Source organism: Rhodopirellula sp. UBA1907 (assembly GCF_002337565.1).
Lineage (GTDB): Bacteria > Planctomycetota > Planctomycetia > Pirellulales > Pirellulaceae > Rhodopirellula > Rhodopirellula europaea.
In genome coordinates, this window is sequence record NZ_DDGH01000005.1 from 1 (window position 1) to 24,418 (window position 24,418).

Here is a 24,418-nt window from a genome sequence, read left to right on the forward strand (position 1 = left end):
CGATGGACTTCCAAGTCCGTCGCGGCCGACTTTGATCGACGGACTTGGAAGTCCATCGTACGCAGGAGTCTTGGTCGGACATTGAACTAAGACTTGGTTCGTTCGCCGGTCCACCAAGATGACGAACTGTCCGAAGAGCCGTCGGATTTGGACCGCGTCGCTTCGTTGTGAACCAAGCTTCCGATCTCTTCGGCTTCGCTGACAACGGCCTGCATTTCACGGTCTTCTTCGTCCAGCCACTGATTGCGGGCAGCTTCCGCGGCGGCTTCGTCGGCATCGATTCGGCCGTCGGCGGGTTCGCGTTGGAACCATGCCCAACCGATCGCGTCCGGCGTGGTGACTTCTTCGATGACTTCGACCTTGGGTTCCGGACGACGAACAGGACGTTCGATGATCAGTTCCGGACGACGAACCCGTCGGTGTTGGCGGGCGATGTCTTGGAACTTGTACCGGAACTTCGATTTCGGTTTGACCGCACGGCGATCTTCCACGACCAATTCGATTGGTTTTGGAGCCGGCTTCACAACTGGAGGTGCAACCACGACGACCGGTTCTGGTTTGGGAGCCTCGAGGACAATTGGAAGAGGTTCGGGAATTGGTTCTGGTTCCGGAGTCGGTTCTTCGACTTCCATTTCGGGTTCTTCTTCGACGTATTCCTCTTCGTAGACGTACTCTTCTTCTTCGTAGGTCTCTTCCACCGGTGGCGGAAGGATCTGAGCACGACCGGGAGTCCCCTGGGCGGGCATCTGGCGCACTTCGACACCGATTTCGTGGAAGATCTCGACGATATGCTCATGGCAGGTGAACATCATGACTTGATGTCCCAGCTCGGCAAACGTTTTCAACGTGCGAGCAGCGTGTTCCGCACGTGACCCGTCGAAGTTGACCAGCACGTCGTCGAGTACCAACGGCAACATCACGCCACGGCGAGCGTAAGCGGCAGCGAGTGACAATCGCAGTGCAATGAAGACGGCTTCTCCGGTGCCGCGACTGAGGACGTCCAAAGGCAACGAATTACCTTCCGAGTCGTCGATCTTCAGCTGATTGGAACCGAGCGGCGTCCAAATGCGAACGTATTTGCCATCGGTCAACTGGTTCAGGAAGGAAGATGCTTCGCGAAGCGTTTCGGGCTGGCGTTCATTTTCGACCGTGCCGCAGACATCTTCCAGCAAGCAGCTGGCCATCGACAGCGTTTGCCAGCGACGCGAAAGTTGATTGAGTTGTCGTTCGATACAACCCAGTTCCAAACGAGCGGTCATCAACCGATCGTCGTCACCGAGTTGCTTCATCGCTTGTGCCAATTCACCTTGTGCGGTTTGCAGCGTCGCGATTCGGGCTTCGGTTTCAGTCATCCGAGTCGTCAACGAATCCCAGCGGCGTTCCAGATCGGTCGCCTTGGCACCTTCGATTTCTCGGGCAACGTCGTCGTACTCGACGGTGTTGCCGATCATTGATCGAACTTGTTGATCGATGGATTCGAACTGTGCGTTGTGCTGAACGAGCAGCGATTTGCGATCGACAATTTCGTAGAACTGTTCGGGAGTCGCGACACCGCACTTGGCCCACAAGGCACGACGCTGTTGCTCGGCTCGTTCAATCGCACGCGAATGAGTGAGCTGTTGCTTCTTCAATTGCAGGTCGTGCTCTTTGAGTTGACGACGTTGCTTGACCCAGTGTTGTTGACGTGCGACTTCTTCGTGCAGGTGATTGAGTTGATCCAGTGGATTGGATCGCATCGTCACCGGACGTTTGCTGCGACTGTTCTCGGATTCGCTGGAACGGTTGTCGTCCCGGCGATCTCGGTTTCGGTTGCGTTTATCGCCGCGATTCTTCTTGGAATTCTTGCGTTGCGAGCGAGCGTACGATTCGCTGTAGTCGTCTTCGTCAGCGTCCTCGTACTCATTGGATTCATAGCTGTCCGAGTAGTCGTCGTACTCGTTGGCGTGTTTTGCGGACTCGTGATCGTCGCTGTCTTGGAGTGCTTGCAACGCATCGTCGGACGCATCGATCGCTTCGAGATAAAGCGTTTCAATTCGTTTGGCAAGCGATTGCCGTTCGCGTTGACGTTGGCTGCGTTCTTCTTTCAATTCGGTCAAACGACGCATGCTGGTTTGCAGCGCTTCGTAGCCATCGCCGAGAGCGCGAACGCTCTTGGGTGACAAGGTTGTTGATAGACCAAGACGATCGAGTGTGGCAGTCCATTCGCGACGAGCCGCCTTGAGGCCTTCAGCGGCTTTCTGGGCTCGCTTGTACGCGCCCTGGTAACTTTGGTGAGCCGCTTCGTGAGCGTGGTACAGCGGCATCGATTCGTCGAGTTCCGCGAGTAGGGACTCTGATTCACGCAAGCGAGCTTCGAGCGATTCACTGCTGACGGCCAACGACGAATCCAGGTCTTCGCGTTCGGCTTCGATTTCTCGCAGTTGTCGTTTGACCGAATCGATCTGGCGTTCGCAATCGTCCAAGTCACGAGCGGTATTGCGCTGGCCCTTTTCTCGTGAAAGGTAGTACACCAGCAACGCCATCGCACCGAACATGATGCACAACATGCCCTGCGTCGGATTGGGCTCCGCCACAAACGTCTCAATTTGGAAGACGTTGAACATACCGTAAAGCAGCAGCATACCGCCGGCGATGAACGGCAGCGACAGCAACCACAAACGATCGATCGGCACGGCTTCGTCGGTGGTCAGTTCCACCGATTCGCGTTCGAGATCTTTGTGGTGACGTTTTAGTTTTTCGAGGTGTTGGCCAAGCTGGATGCGTTGACGCAATGTCGAGATGTTGTCGTTCTCGCGACGGATCGCTTGTTGTAAATCGGTCGCATGGGCTCGCTGCAAGATCTCCTGCAACTGGTCTTGGAGCTTTTCTTTGCGAACCTTGTGCGTCTTGCCTTCGGCGCGAGCCTGTTTGAGCAAGAACATTTGTTCTTTGACGTGCTTGGCCGGTGCCGACAGAGCCGACAGCGTCGATCGAGACAGGTCAGGCAGATCTCCGTCGTCGCCATCGCCCAAGCGGACTCGTTCGTCTTCTTCGATGCCCAATCGATCCGCATCGGCATCGACTTGGTTGCGAGCCTTTTCGATTTGATTTTCGAGCCGATCGATCTGTTCTTCGAGGGCCTCGATCCAGGTCGCTTGTTGCGAAGCGGCTTCGATGCGACCCTGCAGATCGAACAAACGTTTGTTGATTGGAAGCTGTTCCGATTTGTCGCGTAAACCGCGACGTTTGGTTTTGATCTCTTCCAGTTTCGTGCGGCGTTCTTCGAGCATCGCTTCGATTTGGACGAGTTGCCCGGGGGCTTCGTCGGGCAATGCGGCTTCGCCTTCGATCGAATCGATTTCGCTGCGAATTTGATCGCGTTCCTGCCACTTGTCGTAGACGCTGGTCGCGATTTCGACGCAGCGGGCTTCGCGTTCCCAGGCGACCATGCGGCCGCGAAGGGTTTCGATTTCTTGGCTTTGGGTGCGACGCTGAGTCGCCAATTCGCTCCACCGGCGGGTGCTGCCGGAGAGTCGTTGAATTTCATCCCGCAGCTTTTCGCGTTTGGTCATCATCGACGCGAGTTTGCCGATCGCGGCTTCGTTCTCGTCGGATTCTGCTTCGCGTTTGCCGACGACTTCGTTGCGTCCTGCTCGCAGACTGCGCAGCACGTCGACCAGCGAGACTCGGTCCAGACCGCTGCTGAGTTTGTAGAGTTCATCCGCGGCGGAGGTGTCGTCCAACGTCGACAGTTCTTGCAATTCGCGAATGCCGATCGCGAAAACGTTGGTGAAGATCGGCTCGTCGATTTGTCCCAGCAACATGCCCAAGCGATGCTGGCCCTGAGCCAATCCGTCTGAACCGGTGACGGTCAAACGGCCGGTGACATCAGTGTCCGTCAGTTGGCTATGCCGGCGGACTTCGTAACCGCCGCCTGGGCCGGTGACTCGGATCGCTCCGCCGGGAGTGCCACCGTGAATGGGCGGCAGGTATTTCTGGCGGCGTTCTTCGGTGAAGCCATACAGCATCGCTCGCAGAAATTGCATGAGCGTTGTCTTGCCGGCTTCGTTGGGGCCGTAGAACAGCGTCATGCCTTCGGGCAGGGAGTCGACCGACAAACCGGTCCAGACGCCAAAACCGTCGATTTGGATGTCTTTGATCTTCATGATTTCCGTCCCCAAGAGGGTTTGCCACCGCGAAGCAATTCGACGCCGAGCAGCGTGGCGTCGGCAAGGATGGCTTCGCGTTGGTCGGCGGGCACGTCACCCAACAAGGACGACGCGGTGCTGGACAGGTCCGAGTGTTCTTCCGTGAATGGCATCAAATCCAAGCGATCGCCGCCGGTAGGCGTGGTCGACGCTTCGTCGGTTGAATTTCCGCGAACGCGAGCACCCGCGAATTTTTTGCTGGCTCTTAAGAAGTCACCGAGGATGGTGTCTTCGTCCTGCCAAGACTTCGGATAGTTGTGCGGTGGACGCACGGTCAAGCGAGTCGTCCAAGCGGCCGGATTCGTTGTTCCGTGATCGCGACGCAAATTGCGAAGCAGTTCGGTGGGATCGCCAACGGATGGCAACACTTCGGCGTTGTCCAAGGTGACTTCCCAAGCGATCAGCAGGTGTCGACCGCCGTGTTCGTTGGTCAGCGTTCCGATCTTTTGCCCGAGCAAATTGCGAAGGCTGCCGGCGGATCGAATCTCGTCCGAATCGATTGCGACATTCAGATAGCGGAACCGGTCCGTTTCAACCCGGCGAACGCGAGCGGTGTGTTCGGCGTCGACGTCAACAACGACGTAGCCGTGCGGTCCGGCTTCATCACCGTTGCGACCTTGAGGTGATCCAGGTGCGATGGCACCGGCGGTCGCACCGCCTTCGATTTCGGTGTGATTGTGAGGTCCGCCGAGAGCCCAGTAGTCCATGCGTGCACCTGACAGGGCACTCGCGTCGGCGATTCCATGTCCGACACCAACGGTGAATTCATCGGTGGTTTCGGTTTGGAATCCGGCGACGTGCAAGGTCGATCGGCCTTCGCTGCTGCGTCCGATCACCGAGCAAACCGTTCGTCCGGCACGTTGGTGCGGGATCGCGACGGCGCGGTCTCGTGGGAACAGCGTCACGTTGGGCGGCAACGGAACCGCTTCGGGCCACTGTTTGGGATCATCCGCGATTCCGGCGGCCCAGTAGACCGCGGTGTTGGCGGCGTGCAGCTTTTCAAAGCCATCGAGCAACAATGACATTCCGTGCGGACCGGCCGCAACGGGATGCATCAAGTCGCCAGAGAGCACCAAAAAATCGATGTTTTCGGCCAAAGCGGCTTCGAAGACCGCCGCCGCAGCGTCTCGAGGAGCAGTCGCCATCGCTGTCCGCAATTGGGGCGGCAGATGGTCGAGGTCACCCAGCGGGGTTTCCAGGTGAAAGTCGCTGGCATGAATGAATCGGAAAGATTCTCCGGGCATCGTTTCCTCCTTGAAACGGCGTTTTTCGGCCGCGCAGGCCAATCCTGGTCCTACGCTCGCGTGAAACTGTAGCGAAACATCGAAGATCCTGCAAAATCAATTTGCGGGAAACTCGCGGAATCCCGCGATCGGCATTTCGACCGAGTACAGCGATTTTCTCGCTGTGGCGTACATCGTTTTGAATTCAGGACCGCCAAAGGTCACGTTTGCGGGGATCTCGGGAAACGCGACGATGCCGCGAGCTTCACCCTCGGGCGAGAAAATTTGGATGCCCAAATGAGTGGTGATGTAGAGGTTTCCTTCCACGTCGATGGCCATTCCATCGCCGCCGCGCGAGGTTTCTCCTTCAGGCTGCTTGAGCTTGCAAAGTACTCGTGAGGGGCCGATTTTGCCGGGCCCCAAAACGTCATAGGCCAACATCTCGGCTTGCATCGACGGGATCACATAGAGCGTCTTTCCATCCGGCGACAACCCGATGCCATTGGGTGCCTCGATGTCGCCAGTCAAACGAGTGACCTGTGGATCGGTCTCAAAATTCGCGATGTAGTAAACGCAGCGTTCAGTTTGTGGCCAAGGTTCCGGGGCTCGGTACTGCGGGTCGGTGAAGTACAGCCCGCCGTGGTTGTCGACGACCAAGTCGTTGCAGGCGTTGAAGCGTTTGCCATTGAAGGAATCCGCTAGCACGATGCGTTTGGGTGATTCACCCGACAGGTCATGCATCACGACGGCACCGTCCATTTCACAAGCCAACAGCTTCGTGTTGGACAACGGCCACAGTCCGTTGGAGTGGTTGGATTGATCGGTCAGCAGAGAGAGCTTGCCGTCGGCGGACAGACGATGAATGGCGTTGTTGGGGATGTCGGTGAAATAGAGCGTGCCGTCGTCCATCGCGGCGGGACCTTCGGTGAACTCAAATCCGGTGTGGACTTCTTGGACCGGGCCGGTGGGCTGGATCGTTTGGGCGTGTGTTGTTTGGAGAGCAGTCGTGCAGGCGAGGCCAACGATCGAAGCAAACAACAAAGCAAATCGCGAATTCATGGGGGCTCATTCAGGGTGGGGCGAGATGGGGTGGGGAACGCCGCTATTGTAGATCAACCCAAGCTAGGAAAGCGAAGCCGAGGCACTTCTCCCAACCGTGAATCCGCAACTGTAGCTCGGTGGTCCCCCACCGAGTCGAGCATTCCAAAACCTGTAGCTCGGTGGTCCTCCACCGAGACGAGCACTGTGTCCAGCCTGAAGGTTTTGCGCTCGGTTGTGTGTGTGTTCACGGTGGAGACCACCGTGCTACAGGTTTTTGTGCTGCGGGTTCTTCAACGAGTGCGGATTAACTTCGTTGGCAGGTGCGGCGCATGTGTTCGGCGGCTGATTCGATGTGGTGACGCTGGTGGACGGATTGCCGACCGGTTTTGCCCAAGGCCGCTCTTCGATCGGGATCGTTTTTCAATCCGATCAATTCGTGAATCAACGTGTCGGTGTTTTCAGGATGAAACAGAATGCCGCCGCCGGTCGATTGGACGACTTCGGTGAAAGCCCCGTGATCGGGCTGAACCACCGGGATTCCGCACGCCATTGCTTCCAGCAAAAACAGCCCCTTGGGATCTTCGTAGGGAGCCGGAACGCTGAGCACATCCATTTGCCGCAACAGTTCGATTTTCGTCGACTGATCGGGACTCTCGTGCACCACAAAACGATCATTCAGCCCGGCTTTTGCGATGCGCGAACGCAATTCGTCGAGGTACGGGATGTTGTGTTCGCCGAGCCATCCAGCGGCGTGCAGCGTGACGTTGGCATGCTCCGGCATCGCCCCAATTTGCAGAAAGGCATCGACCAAATGATGCAATCCTTTTTCGGGCGCGAGTCGCGCCAGGTAACCGATCCGAAATTCGCCGTCCGCTTTGTGCATCGCTATTGGTGGTTGCCCACCGGCTGAATCGTCCGAAGGCGGACTTGCAAAAGGAGCAAGGTCGATCGAAAGCGGATGGATGTCAAAACGCTCGTGCGGGATGCCAAGCATCGCTCCCATTTTGTCGCGATAGAATTCGCTGTGCGACACAAACACGTCGACTTGGTTGGATAGGTCCGAGCACAACGCGATTGCTTTTGAACGAGCGTCGGCGGGCAAGTGATCCAGGAAGATATCATCGCCCTGCAGCGTGACCACCAAACGCGTGTTCGGCAGTCGACGGCGGATGGTCGGGATCGCACCGCCGATCAACAGATTGCTGAAGATGATCGCGTCGGGTTGAATGTCTTTGGCTAACCAATCGACCAACCGGCCGACTTCTTCCGATTGACGTCCGTGTTCGCCACGAAGCATCGATAGCGTGAGTTCACCCAGTTTGGCTGGATCCGTTTTGACTGCCCTTCGCGTCAGAATTCGGATCAGGCTGGGACGGTCCATCCAAGAACGTGTCCATCGTGGCAGCCAACGCAGCCAAGGCATTTGCTGCAGCAAGTAAACATGGATGCCGCCAAAGAAAACCTGTTCGGATGCGATGGTGGATTCATCAGTCCGGATCGGTGTGTAGACCGGTTGAAGGAGAACGTCATCTCCACCCGCACGCAACGCTTTGGCGATCGCGTTGTCGTGCATACAACTGCCGCAGTACATCCCTGCGGCACCGGCGGTCAGGAAGACGATTTTCAATCGACGGACTCAAAGTCTTCGAAGTCATCCAGGTCGTCGTCCAATTCTTCTTCGTCGTCATCGCCGGCGGTGTTCAATCCGAACTCGGCGCTGATCTCATCGTCGATTTCGATTTCGTAATCGTCTTCGAGTTCTTCTTCAAAGTCATCATCGAAATCGTCGTCGAAGTCATCTTCGTCGATGTCATCGAACTCATCCACGTCGTCATCGAGATCGTCCAGGTCATCGCCAACGCCGGGGCTGTCATCGCTGTCTGCGTCGTCGTCCGTGTCGCTGGTTTCGTCGTCATCATCATCGTCGTCAGCCATCGTGGGGCTGTCGGCGGGGATTGCGATCGAGGTGTTGTGACCAGGAGTGGGCACCATGCCTGGGATCACCGAAGTGCCTGGCGAAAGGGTGCCGGGCATGAGAAGCGGATCGGTTGCATCGATTCCCAAATTCGTGGGAGCAACAGAATCAGCAACGGGGGCGGTCAGGGTGGCAGGCATGAACAGATTGTGAATGCGGGTGTGGAGGATGGAATTAGAGAAACTGGGGGATTCTCGCAGTCCGCAACGGTTTGGTGAACCGTGGGGGTTTCAAGGATTCCATCGAGGATCGGGTCGACGTGGGGTCGATCATTTTGCTAACTGGCACAGCATTCACAAGCCGACAAGCCGGAATTGTTTTCGGAAATTCGCTGACAGAACCCGTTCTGAATCAGGTTTTCCGGTCAATGACGTTGTTTCGGCCCACTCAACACCGGGTGATCGACCGCCATGGATGGCACTTTTCAAAACGAATCCGCACAAAACTTGTCGAATTCCGACGAGCAAAAACATTTGAGCGAACCGATTTCCCGCCGGGGGATGCTCGCAGCCGCAATGCTGCGAATGACCGCGGGCGTCGCGATCGTCGGTTCAGGAACCACCGGGTGCGCGTCTCGCCGGTACGGGCATTTGCTCGCCAGCGATGACAAAGACATGGTCGGCAGCCACGAAGCGGGCGCCGCGACTTGGAACCCGCTGGTCGATGAAGCGGTCGCAAAAATATTGAGTCGGTGCCCTCCGCCCAACGAATCGGTGATCTTTCCGGGGCAATTTGCTGCCAACGGAACACCCGCTCAAATGGCGAGCCATTCGCAAAGTGGAACGGAGTCGATGGTGGACCCCGCCACCGGCGAAGCCATCATCGGATCTCAAGTCACGATGCCCGGGGCGTCGCCATTGGTGCAAGGTCCCGCCAAGGTTTGCTTTATCGGGATCGAAAACAAATCGGCCGAAGAACTGGTCGATTTCAAAGATCAGCTCTACGAACGCATCGATTCGCAAATCAATTCGGGCGGATCCTTCCGTAGCATTAGTCGCCGAATGGTCGATGCGGCGTTGATCGAAACTCGGATGCGTCCCGATTCTTTGTTCTTGCCACAAAACCGAGGTGCTTTCGCGGCGGCTTTGGGACGACAAGGGACTCCGGTCGATTACTTGCTCTACGCAACGATTACGACGGGAACGACAGATCGAAACAAATCGACTCAGCGGGATTATTTGCTGACGTTGGAAATGGTCAATCTGGAATCGGGCGACTACATCAAAGAGTCGTCGAAGATTCGCAAGGGCTATCACAACACTCGAGCGGGTAAGTGGTGGAACTTTGGCATGTTCGACCAAGCCGACGGATGATCTTCGCGATCGCTCCCCGAACGCTTTTATTGATTGCAGCGTTGTGCTCCACAACGCTGGCCGGTTGCGCTGCAAAGCTTGCGCACATCGATACCGCCCGCGACGCCTTTGCCGCGGGTGATCCAACGACCGCTCGCGAAGTGTTGTCCAAGGTCGCCGACGGTGGCGGTCGTTTCGCGACGCCGGCGAAGCTTGATTTGGCAATGGTCGATTTGGCGGTTGGAGACGCGACTTCCGCGGAGAAGACGCTTCGAGAATTACGCGACGAATTTGATTCGTCTTTGAAGATCGCACCGCTGCACGAAGCGGCGGCGATGGTGACCGACGACACCGCACGGAAGTTTAGTCCGGCGGGCTACGAGCAAGTCATGATCCGCACGATGTTGGCGATGTGTTCGCTGGTTCGTGACGGCGACGATGCAGAAAGCTACATCAATCAAGCCGCGATGTTGCAGGCCAAGCTGCAGCAGGAACACGACGAACGTCGCAGCAGTGTTTTTGGTGAAGCCGCCGCAGACAAGTTGACCGCCAATCCGCACCAGGAGTTGGCGTTGGCTCCGTATCTGCGTGGCGTTTTGCGTGAAGAGAACTTGCACGACTTGGATGACGCTCGTCGCAACTATCAATTGGTCAGTGCGATCCGTCCCAGCTTTCTTCCCGCCGCGGACGACTTGAAACGCGCCACCGAAGGTGTGCATAGCAAGCCGGGGCATGGTGCGTTGTATGTCTTTTCGTTGGTCGGCCGTGGGCCGGTGCTCAAAGCGGTGGAGGCCCCAGCAACCACCGCGGCGATGACTGTTGCCAATGCGTTGATGTTGAATCAAGAAAATAAAGAGGACGACGTCGATACGCTGCCGAAGATCACGTCGGTCAAAGTTCCCAGTGTGGTGATTCCGCCCAGCGATGTTGCTGCCGTGACCGTGGCCAGCTACATCCCAACCGGGCCCGATACGTTGCCGTTGTACGAGCTGCACGGTGCGACTCAGCCGCTGACGGATGTGGCAGGAATGGTTCAGCAACAGGTGGACGCCGAGATGCCGTGGACAATCGCTCGCGGCATCATCCGCCAAGGCGGCAAGGAATTGGCCGTCGCATCGGCACGAAAGAATCTTGGTTTGACCGGGCCAGCCGGAACGATGTTCCAATTCGCGACCTCCACCGCGTGGACCGCAACAGAAACCGCGGACACTCGATGCTGGGGGTTGTTGCCGCGTGAGATTCAGGTCCTGCGAGCCGAATTGCCCGCGGGCGATCACACGGTCGAATTTGCTCCGGTTCGCTACGACGGCCAACCCATAGCTTCGCCCAGCCGCATGCCGCTGCGAATTCACAACGCGAAGAACACGTATGTGTTGGTCGTTGCGCCTACCCAGCAGATTTACGTGGTGACCGCGAATCCGTGAGCTGATGCTCGGCAGCCTTTTCGCGATCAATCAAAGCGGCCATTTCTGGCATCCATTTCTGGGAGGCCATCTCGGGCGTTGAAACTCGCCGCTTTTCCAGGGCTGCGACGATGCGGGTTCTTTCGCTAAGTTGTGGGGCAAATTGAGATGTCCATTTTCCCGCACCCCACTGACCACGATGCTCGATCGCAAATTCATTCTGCAAAATGCCCAGCTTGTCGCTGAAAATTCCGCCAAGCGTGGCGTTTCTGTCGACGTCGACGCGATTTGCCGTTTGGAAGCCGAACGGATGGACGCGCTGAAGCAGGCCGAGGAGCTGAATCGGCAAGCCAACGAAGTCAGCAAGCAGATCAAATCCGCCAAAGACAACGACGAGCGTCAGGAATTGATCGCCAAAGGTCGCAGCCTTCGCGAGCAAAAAGATGCCGCCGGTGCGGCGCAAGATCGCTTGGAAGCCGAAATCCTCGAGCTGCAGACCATCCTGCCAAACATGACTCACCCGGATGTGCCCGAGGGTGGCGAACACGATGCAAACGAAATCGGCCGCGGAAAAACGCCCGTGCCGGAAATCGATTTTCAGCCGCTGGACCATCTTCAGCTCGGCGAGAAGCACGACTTGTTCGACTTCGAAGGCGGAGCTCGCGTGGCCGGGTCCGGTTTTTACTTCTTACGAAACGCCGCCGTGCGTTTGGATTTGGCCCTGCAACAATTCGCGATTTCGCACTTGGCCGGCAAAGGCTTCACGCCGGTTTCAACACCTGACCTGGCCCTGACCAGCGTGCTGCAAGGCACCGGATTCAACCCACGTGGTCCCGAGACACAAATCTACAGCATCGAAAATACGGAATTGAACTTGGTCGCGACGGCGGAGATCCCGCTGGGCGGTATGCTCAGTGGTCAAATTCTCGCCAGCGAAGAATTGCCGCTTCGTTATTGCGGTTTGAGCCACTGCTTTCGAACCGAAGCCGGTGCGGCGGGGCGAGCCAGCAAAGGTCTGTACCGCGTCCACCAATTCACTAAAGTCGAAATGTTCGCGTTTACGTTGCCCGATCAAAGCACGGCGATGCACGAAGAGATGCGTGAACTGGAATGCGAAATCTTTGACGCCTTGGAAGTGCCCTACCGAGTGATCGACACCGCAACGGGTGACTTGGGCGGACCGGCGTATCGCAAGTACGACTTGGAAGCTTGGATGCCAGGACGCGGCGAATCGGGCGACTGGGGCGAAGTCACCAGCACCAGCAATTGCACCGACTACCAAGCTCGCCGTTTGAATGTGCGGTCGAAGTCCAACACCCAGAAGGGAACCGACTTTGTTCACACGCTCAACGGCACCGCGATTGCGACCGGACGAGCCATGATTGCCATCTTGGAAAACCACCAACGTGCTGACGGAACGATCAATGTTCCTCAAATCTTGCGGCCATGGGTTGGCTGTGACGTTTTGGAATGTGAGTGATCGCTGACCACCTGAGTTCGAATCCATGTCCGCTCATTGCGATGCGAAACGGAACCTTCCGACGAAGATCTGCCCGGTCTGTCGGAGGGAGTTCGCTTGGCGAAAAAAGTGGGCTCGCGATTGGGACCAAGTCCGCTATTGCAGCAACGCGTGCCGGAAAAAGGCGTCGACGCCGAGAACCAATCCATGAGTTGTCGGGTACAATTGATTTGGCCGACCTCCAATGAATTGACCGGGCTCCGTGATGGATGGCCCGATTGCAATTCCATCACGAACCATTTCCTCCACATCGAATTCGCCCCATGAGCCAACAGACCGCTGACGAAATCTTGGACGCGTCGTACCTGGAAGTTCGAGCCAAAGTCTTGGAACTGGCAGCGGTGCTGGATCGGTTGGACCGTGCCCCGGGCGGGACCGCACGCTCGCCACGACGCGATCAACTCACGCAAGCGATTGAGATGTTGTTGGCCGATGATCCTGATCGCGCAGCGAAAGTTCAGCATTGGTTCTCTCGCCAATACGATCCCGATTGGAAGACCAACCTCGGTGTGGAAACGCCGAGCAAGAATTGAGCCCCGCGGCCATCCGCTGATATCGCTCCATTGCCCACCTACAAACACTCCGACTGACTGACCAGCAACATGGATTTCATCGACCCGCACATTCACATGGTCAGCCGCGTGACGGATGACTACGAAACGCTCGCTCGAATGGGATGCGTCGCCGTCAGCGAACCAGCGTTCTGGGCCGGTTTTGACCGCGGCACGGTCGACGGTTTTCGCGATTACTTCGAACAGCTCACCGCGGTCGAACCCAAACGAGCGGCTCAGTTTGGCATCCAGCATTACTGTTGGTTGTGCATCAACGCCAAGGAAGCCGAGAACGTCTCGCTGTCTCGCGAAGTCATCTCGATGATCCCTGAGTTCCTCGATCGTCCCGGCGTGCTGGGGATCGGTGAGATCGGATTGAACAAAAACACCAAGAACGAAGCGACGGTGTTCCTGGAACACATGGAGCTGGCGATCAAGTACGACCAGCCCATTCTGATTCACACGCCGCACTTGGAAGACAAATACCAAGGGACGCGAATGATCTTGGACATGTTGTGTGACGATTCACGCGTGAATCCTGATCGCGTGTTGGTGGATCACGTGGAAGAGCACACCGTCAGCGAAGTGCTCGATCGTGGTTTCTGGGCCGGGATGACGCTTTATCCGGTCACCAAGTGCACGCCCGATCGTGCTGCCGATATGATTGAACGCCATGCCGGTGAGAGATTGCTGGCGAACTCGGCGGGCGATTGGGGCATCAGCAAACTGACCGCCGTGCCCGACTTGATTTTCACGATGCGACGTCGTGGAATGGACGAAGCGTTGATTCGCAAAGTCGTGCACGACAACCCGGTTGAGTTCTTTTCAAAGAGCAAACAGTTTCACTACACGCCTCGGTGATTGAATTTCGTGAGCGAGCCAAGCAGCAGCGAATCCACGCTCACGCTGACCACACCGATTCAGTATTTGCCAGGCGTTGGGCCGGCGCGAGCTACAAAGCTTCGTAAGTTGGGATTGCGGATCGCTCGCGACATCCTGTTTCTGTTCCCGCGGAATCACACCTTCCCACCGCCGCCTACCAAGGTCGCGGATCTATCCGAAGGCGAACCGGCGACCTTCATCGGCACGATCACGGACGCTGAGTTGATGTCTCGCACGCCGGGCAAATCAATCTTTGCCGCGATTGTTGAAAATGATTCGGGCGCGGTTCGAATCGTGTTCTTCAACCAACCGTTTCGCGCCGAGCAACTGACGTTCGAAACTCAGGTTCGAATCAGCGGCACCCCCAAGCTCGCTGGACTGCGGTGGGAGTTCACTCATCCTCAGTACGAGATCGTCCAAGAGGGTGAGCTGCCTGACGAGGACGCACCCGGCGGATTAATTCTGGCGAACTACCCGCTGACCGAAGGGATCAAGCAATCGGATTTGCGGCGGTTGGCTCGTCCGTTGGTGAACGAGTTGGCCGGTCAATTGACCGAGGTGCTGCCCGAACGTTTGCGGACCGAAGCCGCCCAGCGTTTGAATGCAGCCGGAATGGAGTTGCCCGATGTGTTGCCGGGAATTTCCGATGCGCTGCGTGGCATTCATTTGCCGGAAAGCGAAGCGGACCTGACGGCGGCACAAACGCGATTGGTGTTTCAAGAGTTGTTGGTGATGCAGTTGGCACTGGCGATGAGACGCCGGTCGCTGACCAGTGAACTGCGAGCTCCGTCGCTGGAATGTTCCGCCACGGTTCGCAATCGAATCTTGCGACGATTCCCATTTGAATTGACCGGCGATCAACGCCGTGTGATGGATGTGATCGCTGGCGACATGGCTCGGCAGTTCCCGATGAACCGTCTGCTACAAGGCGATGTCGGCAGCGGCAAAACCGTCGTCGCCATTTTCGCGATGTTGGTCGCCGTGGCGGGAGAACACCAAGCCACCTTGATGGCCCCAACGGAAGTGCTGGCGAGACAGCATTACGCGACGCTCAAGCGGATGTTGGCGGACAGCCGTGTGCGAATCGGATTGCTGTGCGGTTCGCTTGGCGCGGCCGAGCGACGTGACACGGTCGAAAAAATTCGGACCGGTGAATTGGACATCGTGATCGGCACACAAGCGTTGCTGTACGGTGTCGAGTTCCATCGCTTGGGGCTGTGCGTGATCGATGAACAACACAAGTTCGGTGTCAAGCAACGGGTGACGCTTCGCGATGGCGGCGTTGATCCGCATTACCTCGTCATGTCTGCCACACCCATCCCACGCAGCGTCGCGATGACCCAGTTCGGCGACGTGGACCTGAGCACGTTGCGGGAAAAGCCGGCTGGCCGCGGTGCGGTTCACACGTATCTGGCTGGCGACAGTTGGCGGGATCGATGGTGGTCGTTCGTCAAAGAACGAGTGGCGGAAGGTCGGCAGGCGTTTGTGGTCGCTCCACGCGTCGGACCGGAAGTCGAAACCGCGGACGAAGAACTTTCGGAGCTCATCGATCCAGCCGAACCGCCCGCCGAAGACATCACGTCGGTGCATTCGACCTATGAACAACTTCGCACGGGACCGTTGAAAGGTTTGCGTGTTGGATTGCTGCATGGCCGAATGGCATCGGATGAGAAGCAGCAGGTGATGGAAACGTTCGCCGAGGGCGAGCTGGATGTTTTGGTTAGCACCACGGTGATCGAGGTCGGTATCGATGTTCCCAATGCGACCGTGATGGCGATCTTGGGCGGCAACCGGTTTGGGCTGGCTCAATTGCACCAACTTCGAGGCCGCGTCAGTCGAGGGACTCACGCGGGACATGTGTGCGTGTTTGTCGATGGAGACAAACCACCGCAAGACGACGAGCGACTGAAGGTGTTTGAACAAACACTGGACGGATTCGAATTGGCCGAAGCGGATTTTCGTTTGCGAGGTCCTGGCGATGTGCTGGGCCAACGCCAAAGCGGCGATGCCCGCTTGAGAATCGCGGACTTGCATCGTGATGTCGAGATTCTACAAGTCGCCCGCGAGATGGCTCAGGACTGGATCGACCAAGACCCCGAGATGGAATCCGAAGGGTTGGAGGATCTCAAGTCACAGGTCCTACGTCGATACGGCAACCATCTCGACCTGAGCGACGGTGCGTAGCTGGAAAGCATCGCAACGGATGAGACCCACTTCTCGAGATAACCCAGGGCGTTGCCCTGGGCTGTCATAGGGCTGCCCCGTTGGGGCGAAGTCGGGGAACACGAACTTGCGCAAACCAATACGCTCCACAACATCAAACATTTCGCAGTCCAGCGTTCGCCCCGGTTGGACGTGGGAGCAACAACGCTAACCGAAACAGCCCAAATGCCGAACGACTCCTGCAAACCTGCTTCGCCACGGTTCCTTCCGCGAAAACCGTGGCGAACGCCAAACGGCTGATGTCCTGGGCAATGAGGTTGTTCCGCCTCCCTCTGTAGAGCCGCTGCTTCATTGGGTATTAACGCGATGCACTCAATGGATTGAAGTCTCGCTTGAATCGCGTGAAGCATCTGTTAATTGAGTCATGTTCATATTGAACATGCATGGATTGTTCCTATCCTCCTCGCGAGTCGCCAAAGCAAGTTCCCACAGCTGGTTCTTTGAGAGCTTGTTTGCGACATGGGAGCCACTCAAGGCTTCCGTTTCTTATAGACGCGATTGCTGGGTGGTAGTTGAGTCGGTGTTTCAACCGAAGTGACTGCAAGCCCATTGGATATTACTTAGACAATTCAGGGAGTATGGTTGATGGAGTCTCGATTTAGTCGGGGATTGTGTGGTTGTCGTGCGATGTCCTTTGCGAAACGCAGAGGCATGGACGGGGGCAACCGAGCCCTGGGGTTCACGCTGGTCGAATTGTTGGTTGTGATTGCAATCATCGGGATTCTGGTTGGCTTGCTGCTTCCTGCGGTTCAAGCTGCTCGGGAAGCCGCTCGGCGAATGCAGTGCTCGAACAACCTGAAGCAAATGGGTTTGGCTGCTCTCAACTTTGAGAGTGCCTATAAGAAATTGCCAGAAGGGCCCATGGATGGCGACCCAGACGCCATCACATCGAGTGGAGATGCAAACACGGCGGGCCATCCAGCAAATGGAACTTGTTGCCGCGCGGCAACGCGGAAGGGATGGAGTGCACAGTACAAAATCCTTCCGTTCCTCGAAGGGAACAATATCTACGAGATCGGTCAGGATGATCCGCCATACTGGCCTAACGTTGCAAACAACGCTCGCGAGGACGACGTCGCTCAATCGTTGGTTGCAACCTATTATTGTCCCTCACGACGCTCGCCCAAGGGATACGGCAGTGCACGATTCGGCAGAGTCGACTACGCCGGATGCGCTGGGTTTTATAGTGGTCGCCCTGACTCGACGATCGACTACATTCCAGAAGCTCCGCTGGGTGCCCCGGCCGTTTCGACGCGTTCCAAAACCAATGGTGGTCTTGAGTACGCAAAGGGAGGAGCAATCGTCTGGCCGGGTGAAGGCGACAAGCGAACTCTCTCGGATATCCTGGACGGAACATCGAACACGATTATCTTCTCGGAAAAATCACTTCACACTTCGCAACATGGCCGCGATGGAGGCGACAACGAACGTTGGAACAATGCCGGGTGGGACGAATGTGTTCTTCGTTGGCACTTCCCGCCAAAGCACGACAAGGATACCGTCGCGCCGCTACCGCCTGAAGCTTATGACGCATACACGAACTGGAATCGCTACTTTGGGTCCGCTCACTCATCCGGTTTGAACGCTGCCTTCTGTGATGGATCGGTTCGATTCTTTTCCTACAGTGTTGACGCGACATTGTGGAAGAATCTGTGTGTTTGTGACGACGGTGAAGTCATTGGTGGAGAATCGCTATGAGGCGTGCAAGCATCGGATTGGCTCTCGTAGTCGTCGCCATGTGTTTTGGCATCAGCGGATGCGGTGGAGAGGAAGCTCCGCCGCCTCTTAGTGAGGACTTGCGACAGCAAATCGAGCAAGAAGACCAGCAGATTTCGGATGGGGAATCTGCGTTGTAGGTCAGCTTGTGCGAATAGTAATTAAACAGGTACGCAGGTTTCATCGGGTATTTGAGCCGTTGGCGTTAGCCCCGGTTTTCACGCACAACCGGGGCTAACGCCCAAACGGCTCACATGGTTGTACTTGATCATTCCTGCCGACCTGCTTAGCGAACTGGTATCTCAATCAGTCGCGTTTTGTTGGCCGTTGTACATCAGCGGAATGCCGCGGCCGACGCGCCACACGTCGGTGTTGTCTCGGATGAATCAACGTCGGGCTGCGCCGATGCGGCTGATGTACTGACGGGCTATTGATTTGATAAGCCGCACCGCGTTAGCGGCGGTTGAGTAGATGCCAACCGGGGCTAACGCCCAACGGCTAATCGTTGTCATTCGGTATGCGACTGAATCAACAGCCTGCTAACAGACTCGAACCAACAGGCAATGATCGCGAAGCGTGCGTTGTGCCGCTGGGGTGCAAAACTTAGGATTTGTCGTCGATGGGAAATGGAGCAAGACTCATAATGTTTAAAAATGTGATTGATCGTGCTTGCTCGGCAAAGTTGCCGTCGGCTGCCGTTTTGTTTCTTACGCTGTTGTCGACTCTGGGGTGCGAGCCTGGGTCGCCGTCGCCTTCTGCACGCGATGCGCGTCGCGGTGTTCAGAAACCGGAGGGGGCACCGGATGTGAAGGAGTATACCGCTTGGCGTCCATTTTTTACGACGGACTATGGCGTCGTGAGTGGAAGCGACATGGTGGGGACTGGATTCGCATTTCGATTGAGCGAGGAATCCAAGCCCGTGTTCGTGACAGCGTTGCACTTGCTCGGTACGGTGAATGGCCTGGAGAAAGATCTCCTTCCCAATGAACTCGACGAGTCGATTGAATCAACTTTTCTGAGCGATGTCTTTGGTGCAACGGATGGCGTGAAGCAAATCGGTATGCCCTATCAGCCTTGTGATCCAGAGAACGAGAACGAGGCTATTCAAGCGGATGTTGTGGCATTCGATTTGGTAGGGAGATTCAAGCCCGAGTTTTTGGAGCTCTCGGATGAAACCGTTCAGCCGGGACAGAGGCTCTGGATGGTCACCGCGGTGTTCGCTGGTGCCTCGCCAAGTCAGAAGTGCCATGCATTGAAGGTGGTCGATGTCGAAGCCGGTAGGATTCGATATCGATTCGAGAACGATCGTTTGTCGCTGAAAGCGACCGACGGGGCGCCGCTGCTTTTTGATTCCGGTCTCGTGGCAGGGATGCATCAAGGCGGCACAGCGGATGAGACGCAGGGTGTCTCAGGTCACGGCATCACATCCGATGTGTTGCGACGTGCGGTCGAGTCGATGTGCCTGGATCGATAGTAGGACGACATCGAAACCTAGGATCTGCTAGACCCGTTGAATTCGGCGTTTGATTGAGCCGACGATCCCCTGCAAAGCTCGCGTTATGGTGCGACCGTTGTTGGTTCTCGGATGGCGATTCCTTGGGGGACGTTGCGGCTTTCGGCTTCGAGGATCAGATTGAAGTCCTGGGCTTGGTTGCTGCGAAGGACCAATTCGTAGTCGATGGTCTCGCCCGGTTTGAGTGTCTTGATCTCGGTGAAGTAAACTGTGTTGCCACTTCGGCTCAAACCTTCTAGTTCGGGACTTTTGGTCTGGACCAATCTTTCAACCAAGACACCGGGAGGCAAGTCAAAGTGGATTTGAACTTGCGAGTCGAGCATGTTGGTGTCATTGGTAATCGCAACCGCGTAACGAATCGCATCGCCAACGCGTGGTGAGATGTCACGCTGCAACACTTGGAGTCGCAACACGCCGGCGCGGGCGGGAGCGTTGTTGCCGGGGATCGGTGTGCTGCGACCTGCATTGGGATTGGCGGGTGCCGTGCCGGGGCCACCCGGGATGTTTGGCGATGGGCTGACCGGAGGCAACACGGGGCCGGGAGTCAAAGGAGCGTTGCTGGGGGCGGCTGGGAAAATTTGGATGCTATCGGAGACGCTGTTCGTTGCTCCCTCGTTGCTCTCTGCTGAGAACACGATGCGGCTGCTTTGAGCAGCTTCTTGTGCTTCGAATTCGGTTTCCAAAATCACCGTCTTGCCGGGGGCGAGTTCGGGAATCGTCCAGGCGATGACGTAGGGTGTATCGAGTGCGTAGGGATAATCCGTCGTTGCTTGTCTTGGGATCAATTGAACGTCGTACGCCATGGTTGCTCGTACGTTGGTCAGGGTGACTTCGCCGGAGTTGGTGACTCGGCCCGTCGCGAGAATCAAGTCGCTGACGGCCATTCGGTCACGAACTTGCAGGTTCGCGGTGACGGCTGGTGTCGGCGGAGCGGGGTTGATCGCGATCACGCATGATTGAGCCTGGGCCCGTTGGCCTCCCGCGGCCAAGGCGACAACGTCGATGCAGCGTTGCCCCGAGTCGGTGGGCACGAAAGTGACGCTGGTCTTCCAGATCTCACCTGGTTGAAGCGGGCCGTCCGTTTTCTTGTTGCCCACCTCGCGTCTGTTCTTTTCTCGGTGAACCATTGCGTTGTCGCCGGTCACTTCCAGTTCCACTTCTTGCAGGGCACGGTCGCCCGTGTTCTCGACTTCGAGATCAAATGTCGCTGGATCGCCCGCGGTCACTCGGTCGGTTTGAGGGCTCACGCGAAGAGCCAATGCGGGACGGAAGATGTCAACGCGGACGGTGTCTTCTGCGATCAATCCTGAGTCGCCGATGGCGCGGAAGGTCAGATTCAACGCGGTCGGCGAAGTGAGCTGAACCGCCAAGTCCAATTGTTGCTGGGCGGGCATCGTGCCGATGTCCCACACGATCGAGTTCGTGAAGAGTTGGGCAAACGCATCGGTGGAAACGATTCGCACACCGGCGGGGAAACCGAGCTCGACTTTGACGCCGGTTGCGTCTTGGTCACCGGGGTTCCGCAGGTTGGCGAAAATGTCGAACGGGATTTGATACGAGGCGACTTCGGGACCACCGGCACGCAAGTCCAGTTGAGGACTGCTCCAGGTCACGTAGGCTTGTCCACGTCCGAGCGTCAGATCGGGCATGTTGTCGGTGGTTCCGCCTGGACGAATGACGCGAACGTCGATGATCGCGTTGCCGCTGGTTCCCGCGATGGGTTCTAGGGTTGCTCGGGCATCACCGGAATCGTCGACGTTGACCTCGACCACGGATGAACCACCGGTGCCGGCAAAGGTTGCCAGTTCGGGGTTCATGATTTCGTAGCGAACTTTCCAACCGCGTGCTGGCAAGCTGCCTTGTGCCCGCGTGACTCGAGTGACCAAGTCAACGATCTCGCCAGCCTGAACGCGTTGCGGCGACGGGAATTGCCAACGAGCGTCGACCCAGTAGATCGTCGCGGTCGCTTTTCGTTGATCCCAGCAATCGCTTTCAGGTGCCAGCACGGTCACGTGGCTGGTGCCTTCGCTGGGACTGCTGAGCGTGATGTAGGTTTGCCCCTTTTCCAGTTTGATGTCGTCGGCGGCATTGGCATTGCCACGTGTGATCACCATTTCTTTGGTGCTGGTCACGCCGCGAGCGAACCCGGGTGTTTCCTTTTTCGCGACCGGAACGTTGGTCATGCGATGCACGAAACCGGGATCGTCATCGCCGACTTCGATGATGTTGCCGACGCTGTCTTGCGTCATCATCCATTCCAAAGGTTCCGCTGTCAGCAAATACCCATCGGTGCCACAGATGCCTGACAGCAGGATGACTTCGCCGCCGACCGGAGCCACAATTTTTTGCGGCGTCAGCAGGATGCAGCCTCGGTCGCCGCGAGGTGGCAACTGGCAAGCTTTTTGCGCCGTGATCTCGGTGCCGTAAAGAACCGCCGGAGGTCCCGTCAAGCAATCGCCGGAGCAACCAGGCCCGGGAACGCATGGGCCGGTGTCCGCGACTCCGCTGCCGATGGTGGCGTTGGGATCAACGCACTGTGGTGGATCTTCGGGTTCAGGAAAGGCTGGGTTGGGAATTCCCAAACTCGGCGACTTCAAACAGGTCCCCAACTTGCGAAGGCAACCCAAGCATCCGCAGGTGCCATCGTCCAAGCAACCCGGCAACGCGAGGCTGGTTGTGGTGGGCAGCGGAGCGAACAAGGTTTCGCCGGTGGGATTGATTGCCGGCAAACGCAAGTTGGCACAACCGGAGGAAAGCAGTGCCGAAAGAAGGACGCAGGCCATCGTCAGCAAACGCAAGCGACCGGCAATGGCGTGCTGGCCATTGCGGGGGCTTTGATCGTTCATGATCGTTTGCGTTTTCATCGATCCATCGGTCATACGTCGAGAAAGAATTCCGTCCGTAGGAAAGTTAGCACGCAGGGGGAACAGTGGCCGGATTGGCAAGATGGAAAACGAAATTCGATCCGTTTCCTTCCGGCGAGATGAGCGATCAGACTGGTGGTGCCGATTGTCCGGGGGATCGGCTAGGCTTTCGTCCTCGCATCCCGCTGAAAAAAGAGCGACGCTCTCTTTGGAATGCCTTCATTCAGCCATTTCCTCCCGCGTGACGACCGAACCTTTGCAGCCTGAAACCACCCTCACGGACGATGAACGCCGACCGATCCGGTTCGGTATTTTGGGCACCGGCCGAATCACTCGCCGATTGGTCGCGGACCTGCAATCGACGCCGGGAGCAAGCGTGACCGCGATCGCGAGTCGGACATCCGAGCGCGCACGTTGGTACGCCGATTCGTATGGGATCGCCAATGCGGTGTCCGGTTACGCGGAGTTGATCGCTCGTGACGACGTGGACGCCGTTTATGTTGCGTTGCCACCGTCATTGCATGCGGAGTGGATGATTGCATCGGCGGCAGCGGGCAAACACGTGCTGTGTGAAAAGCCGTTGGCGACGACGTCTCAAGCGACGCAGGAAATGTCAGATGCTTGTGCGAAGGCTCGAGTGCATTGGCTCGATGCGACGGCGTGGTTGCATCACGATCGCACGGACATGTTTCGGCAGTGGTTAAGTGGTGCAACGGTGCCGCAAGGCGAAGCGGACTTCCGGCTTGGATGGCTGCGTCATGTCAGTTCGGCGGTTTCGTTCTTCAATCCGTTTCAATCCGGCGATCATCGCCAGGACGCTGGATTGGGCGGCGGCTGTTTGCTCGACTTGGGTTGGTACGCTGCGGGGATTTTGCGACTTGCCAACGATGGATTGCCACTCACTGTGAACGCTCAATCGGTGATGCGTGGCGGCGTTCCTTATCGAGTGACCGCGATAATGAATTTTCCCAACGACGTCTCCGCGACCATGTCATGTGCATTCGACACCGCGACTCGAAAATGGTTTGAAATCGCGGGGGAAGAAGCTTCCATCGTTTGCGATGATTTCACGCGACCTTGGCCGGATAAACCCGCACGGGGATGGGTGCACGAAGCATCGGGCAAAGTGCATCCGTTCAGTTGCGAATGTCACCAAGAACACAACATGATCTCGCGATTGATCGGTTGGATCAATGCGACTGAACAAGATGAACAACTTTGGGATTCGCCATCGCCTCCTTGGGAATCCTATCATCGGCAGGCGCTCGAGACGCAGCGGATGCTGGAGGCGATGGAAACTTCGATGACGACTGGCCAAACGGTGACGCTATGATTTTGATCCAAGCCATCATTCAACCGACCAAACTATCCAACGTTCAATCGGCTCTTGATGAAGCCGGTTTCAGCGACACGATCGTTGGCGACGCCCTCGGGTATGGACGTCAACGCGGACAAACGGCGCTTTTTCGCGGCAACGAATACAAGATCGATTTGTTGCGGAAGGTCACCTTTGAGATGGTGATCGATGACGACGATTTGGAACCGGTTGTCGAAATCATTCGCAACGCGTCGCGGACGGGGACCGAAGGCCAGATCGGCGACGGGAAGATCTTTGTCTTGCCCGTCGCCAACGTGATCGACATCTGATCGAGCCCTCCGAAGGAAGGCTTGCAGTTGCATTCACTTGATGACGATTTTCACTCGCCAAATCGGTGAAGTGCCATCGCCGAACGTTCACCGTTGAGCGGTGTTTCGGCCATCCAAGTTCGCAGCGCTGCGAGTGGGCTGAGCTTGCCTTCCCGCATCGCTTGGGTGATTGCCGTTCCGATTTGATGCTGAGGGTATCCGGGCACCGCGGTTGCCGGTTGCAATCCCATCCATTGGCATCCGGCGACCAAGAACACTTCGCCTTGTTGCAGGTAGAGGTGACTGCTGGTGATATCAACATTGCCCAAACCGGTCGTGTCCAGATCGCTGGTTCCCAATTCGCGATGGTTGCGATCGGATTCACGGTCCAACCAACCCACAG

General features: G+C 57.1%; 18 protein-coding genes and 1 pseudogene. 12 read left to right on the top strand and 7 right to left on the bottom strand.

Annotated elements, in window-relative coordinates; all coding sequences use genetic code 11:
* Positions 1 to 86 precede the first annotated feature (86 nt).
* From B2R17_RS01725 to B2R17_RS01745, 5 genes are all read right to left on the bottom strand, one after another.
* On the bottom strand, positions 87 to 4,145 hold the full coding sequence (locus tag B2R17_RS01725) for an ATP-binding protein (RefSeq protein ID WP_286762590.1): 4,059 nt from the start codon (positions 4,143 to 4,145) through the stop codon (positions 87 to 89).
* Positions 4,142 to 5,473 (bottom strand): metallophosphoesterase family protein, encoded by a 1,332-nt coding sequence (locus tag B2R17_RS01730; RefSeq protein ID WP_008667293.1) that lies wholly within the window; start codon positions 5,471 to 5,473, stop codon positions 4,142 to 4,144. Before B2R17_RS01730 ends, B2R17_RS01725 begins: the two co-directional genes overlap by 4 nt.
* 54 nt (positions 5,474 to 5,527) lie before the next feature.
* Positions 5,528 to 6,469: an SMP-30/gluconolactonase/LRE family protein gene (locus B2R17_RS01735; RefSeq protein ID WP_286762591.1), complete on the bottom strand. Its 942-nt coding sequence runs from the start codon at positions 6,467 to 6,469 to the stop codon at positions 5,528 to 5,530.
* 286 nt (positions 6,470 to 6,755) lie between these two features.
* Entirely contained in the window at positions 6,756 to 8,078 is a 1,323-nt protein-coding gene (locus tag B2R17_RS01740; protein ID WP_286762592.1) for a glycosyltransferase family 4 protein, read from the bottom strand.
* Positions 8,075 to 8,566, bottom strand: a complete 492-nt coding sequence (locus B2R17_RS01745; protein WP_286762593.1) for a hypothetical protein — start codon at positions 8,564 to 8,566, stop codon at positions 8,075 to 8,077. The genes B2R17_RS01740 and B2R17_RS01745 overlap by 4 nt, the downstream gene beginning before the upstream one ends.
* A 270-nt stretch (positions 8,567 to 8,836) precedes the next feature.
* Between B2R17_RS01745 and B2R17_RS01750 the strand changes: the two genes are divergently transcribed.
* The 10 genes from B2R17_RS01750 (at position 8,837) to B2R17_RS01790 (ending at position 19,486) form a co-directional block, all read left to right on the top strand.
* Positions 8,837 to 9,739, top strand: coding sequence for a penicillin-binding protein activator LpoB (locus B2R17_RS01750; protein WP_286762594.1), 903 nt, complete (start codon positions 8,837 to 8,839; stop codon positions 9,737 to 9,739).
* Positions 9,736 to 11,142, top strand: a complete 1,407-nt coding sequence (locus tag B2R17_RS01755; RefSeq protein WP_286762595.1) for a COG3014 family protein — start codon at positions 9,736 to 9,738, stop codon at positions 11,140 to 11,142. Before B2R17_RS01750 ends, B2R17_RS01755 begins: the two co-directional genes overlap by 4 nt.
* Before the next feature lie 178 nt (positions 11,143 to 11,320).
* Positions 11,321 to 12,601: a serine--tRNA ligase gene (gene serS / locus B2R17_RS01760; protein WP_008667281.1), complete on the top strand. Its 1,281-nt coding sequence runs from the start codon at positions 11,321 to 11,323 to the stop codon at positions 12,599 to 12,601.
* A gap of 25 nt (positions 12,602 to 12,626) precedes the next feature.
* Positions 12,627 to 12,791, top strand: a complete 165-nt coding sequence (locus B2R17_RS28155) for a DUF2256 domain-containing protein (protein ID WP_349676979.1) — start codon at positions 12,627 to 12,629, stop codon at positions 12,789 to 12,791.
* A 112-nt stretch (positions 12,792 to 12,903) separates the two neighbouring features.
* Positions 12,904 to 13,173, top strand: coding sequence for a hypothetical protein (locus tag B2R17_RS01765; protein ID WP_286762596.1), 270 nt, complete (start codon positions 12,904 to 12,906; stop codon positions 13,171 to 13,173).
* 69 nt (positions 13,174 to 13,242) lie between these two features.
* On the top strand, positions 13,243 to 14,052 hold the full coding sequence (locus tag B2R17_RS01770) for a TatD family hydrolase (protein ID WP_286762597.1): 810 nt from the start codon (positions 13,243 to 13,245) through the stop codon (positions 14,050 to 14,052).
* 9 nt (positions 14,053 to 14,061) lie between these two features.
* Positions 14,062 to 16,257 (top strand): ATP-dependent DNA helicase RecG, encoded by a 2,196-nt coding sequence (recG, locus tag B2R17_RS01775; RefSeq protein ID WP_286762598.1) that lies wholly within the window; start codon positions 14,062 to 14,064, stop codon positions 16,255 to 16,257.
* A gap of 666 nt (positions 16,258 to 16,923) precedes the next feature.
* Positions 16,924 to 17,994 (top strand): DUF1559 domain-containing protein, encoded by a 1,071-nt coding sequence (locus B2R17_RS01780; protein WP_286762599.1) that lies wholly within the window; start codon positions 16,924 to 16,926, stop codon positions 17,992 to 17,994.
* Complete coding sequence (locus B2R17_RS01785; protein WP_173402019.1) at positions 17,991 to 18,152, top strand: hypothetical protein; 162 nt, start codon at positions 17,991 to 17,993, stop codon at positions 18,150 to 18,152. Before B2R17_RS01780 ends, B2R17_RS01785 begins: the two co-directional genes overlap by 4 nt.
* Before the next feature lie 503 nt (positions 18,153 to 18,655).
* On the top strand, positions 18,656 to 19,486 hold the full coding sequence (locus B2R17_RS01790; protein ID WP_286762600.1) for a hypothetical protein: 831 nt from the start codon (positions 18,656 to 18,658) through the stop codon (positions 19,484 to 19,486).
* Between the two features lie 83 nt (positions 19,487 to 19,569).
* On the opposite strand, the gene B2R17_RS01795 is transcribed toward B2R17_RS01790, so the two are convergent.
* Positions 19,570 to 22,404 carry a hypothetical protein gene (locus tag B2R17_RS01795; RefSeq protein WP_339888249.1) on the bottom strand — a complete coding sequence of 945 codons (2,835 nt, stop codon included), beginning with the start codon at positions 22,402 to 22,404 and terminating at the stop codon, positions 19,570 to 19,572.
* A gap of 226 nt (positions 22,405 to 22,630) precedes the next feature.
* Between B2R17_RS01795 and B2R17_RS01800 the strand changes: the two genes are divergently transcribed.
* Positions 22,631 to 23,722, top strand: a complete 1,092-nt coding sequence (locus B2R17_RS01800) for a Gfo/Idh/MocA family protein (protein ID WP_286762602.1) — start codon at positions 22,631 to 22,633, stop codon at positions 23,720 to 23,722.
* Positions 23,719 to 24,036: a P-II family nitrogen regulator gene (locus tag B2R17_RS01805; protein ID WP_007329866.1), complete on the top strand. Its 318-nt coding sequence runs from the start codon at positions 23,719 to 23,721 to the stop codon at positions 24,034 to 24,036. Before B2R17_RS01800 ends, B2R17_RS01805 begins: the two co-directional genes overlap by 4 nt.
* Positions 24,037 to 24,086: 50 nt before the next feature.
* Here B2R17_RS01805 and B2R17_RS01810 read toward each other — a convergent pair.
* Positions 24,087 to 24,418: pseudogene (locus B2R17_RS01810) on the bottom strand (hypothetical protein); the annotation flags it as partial.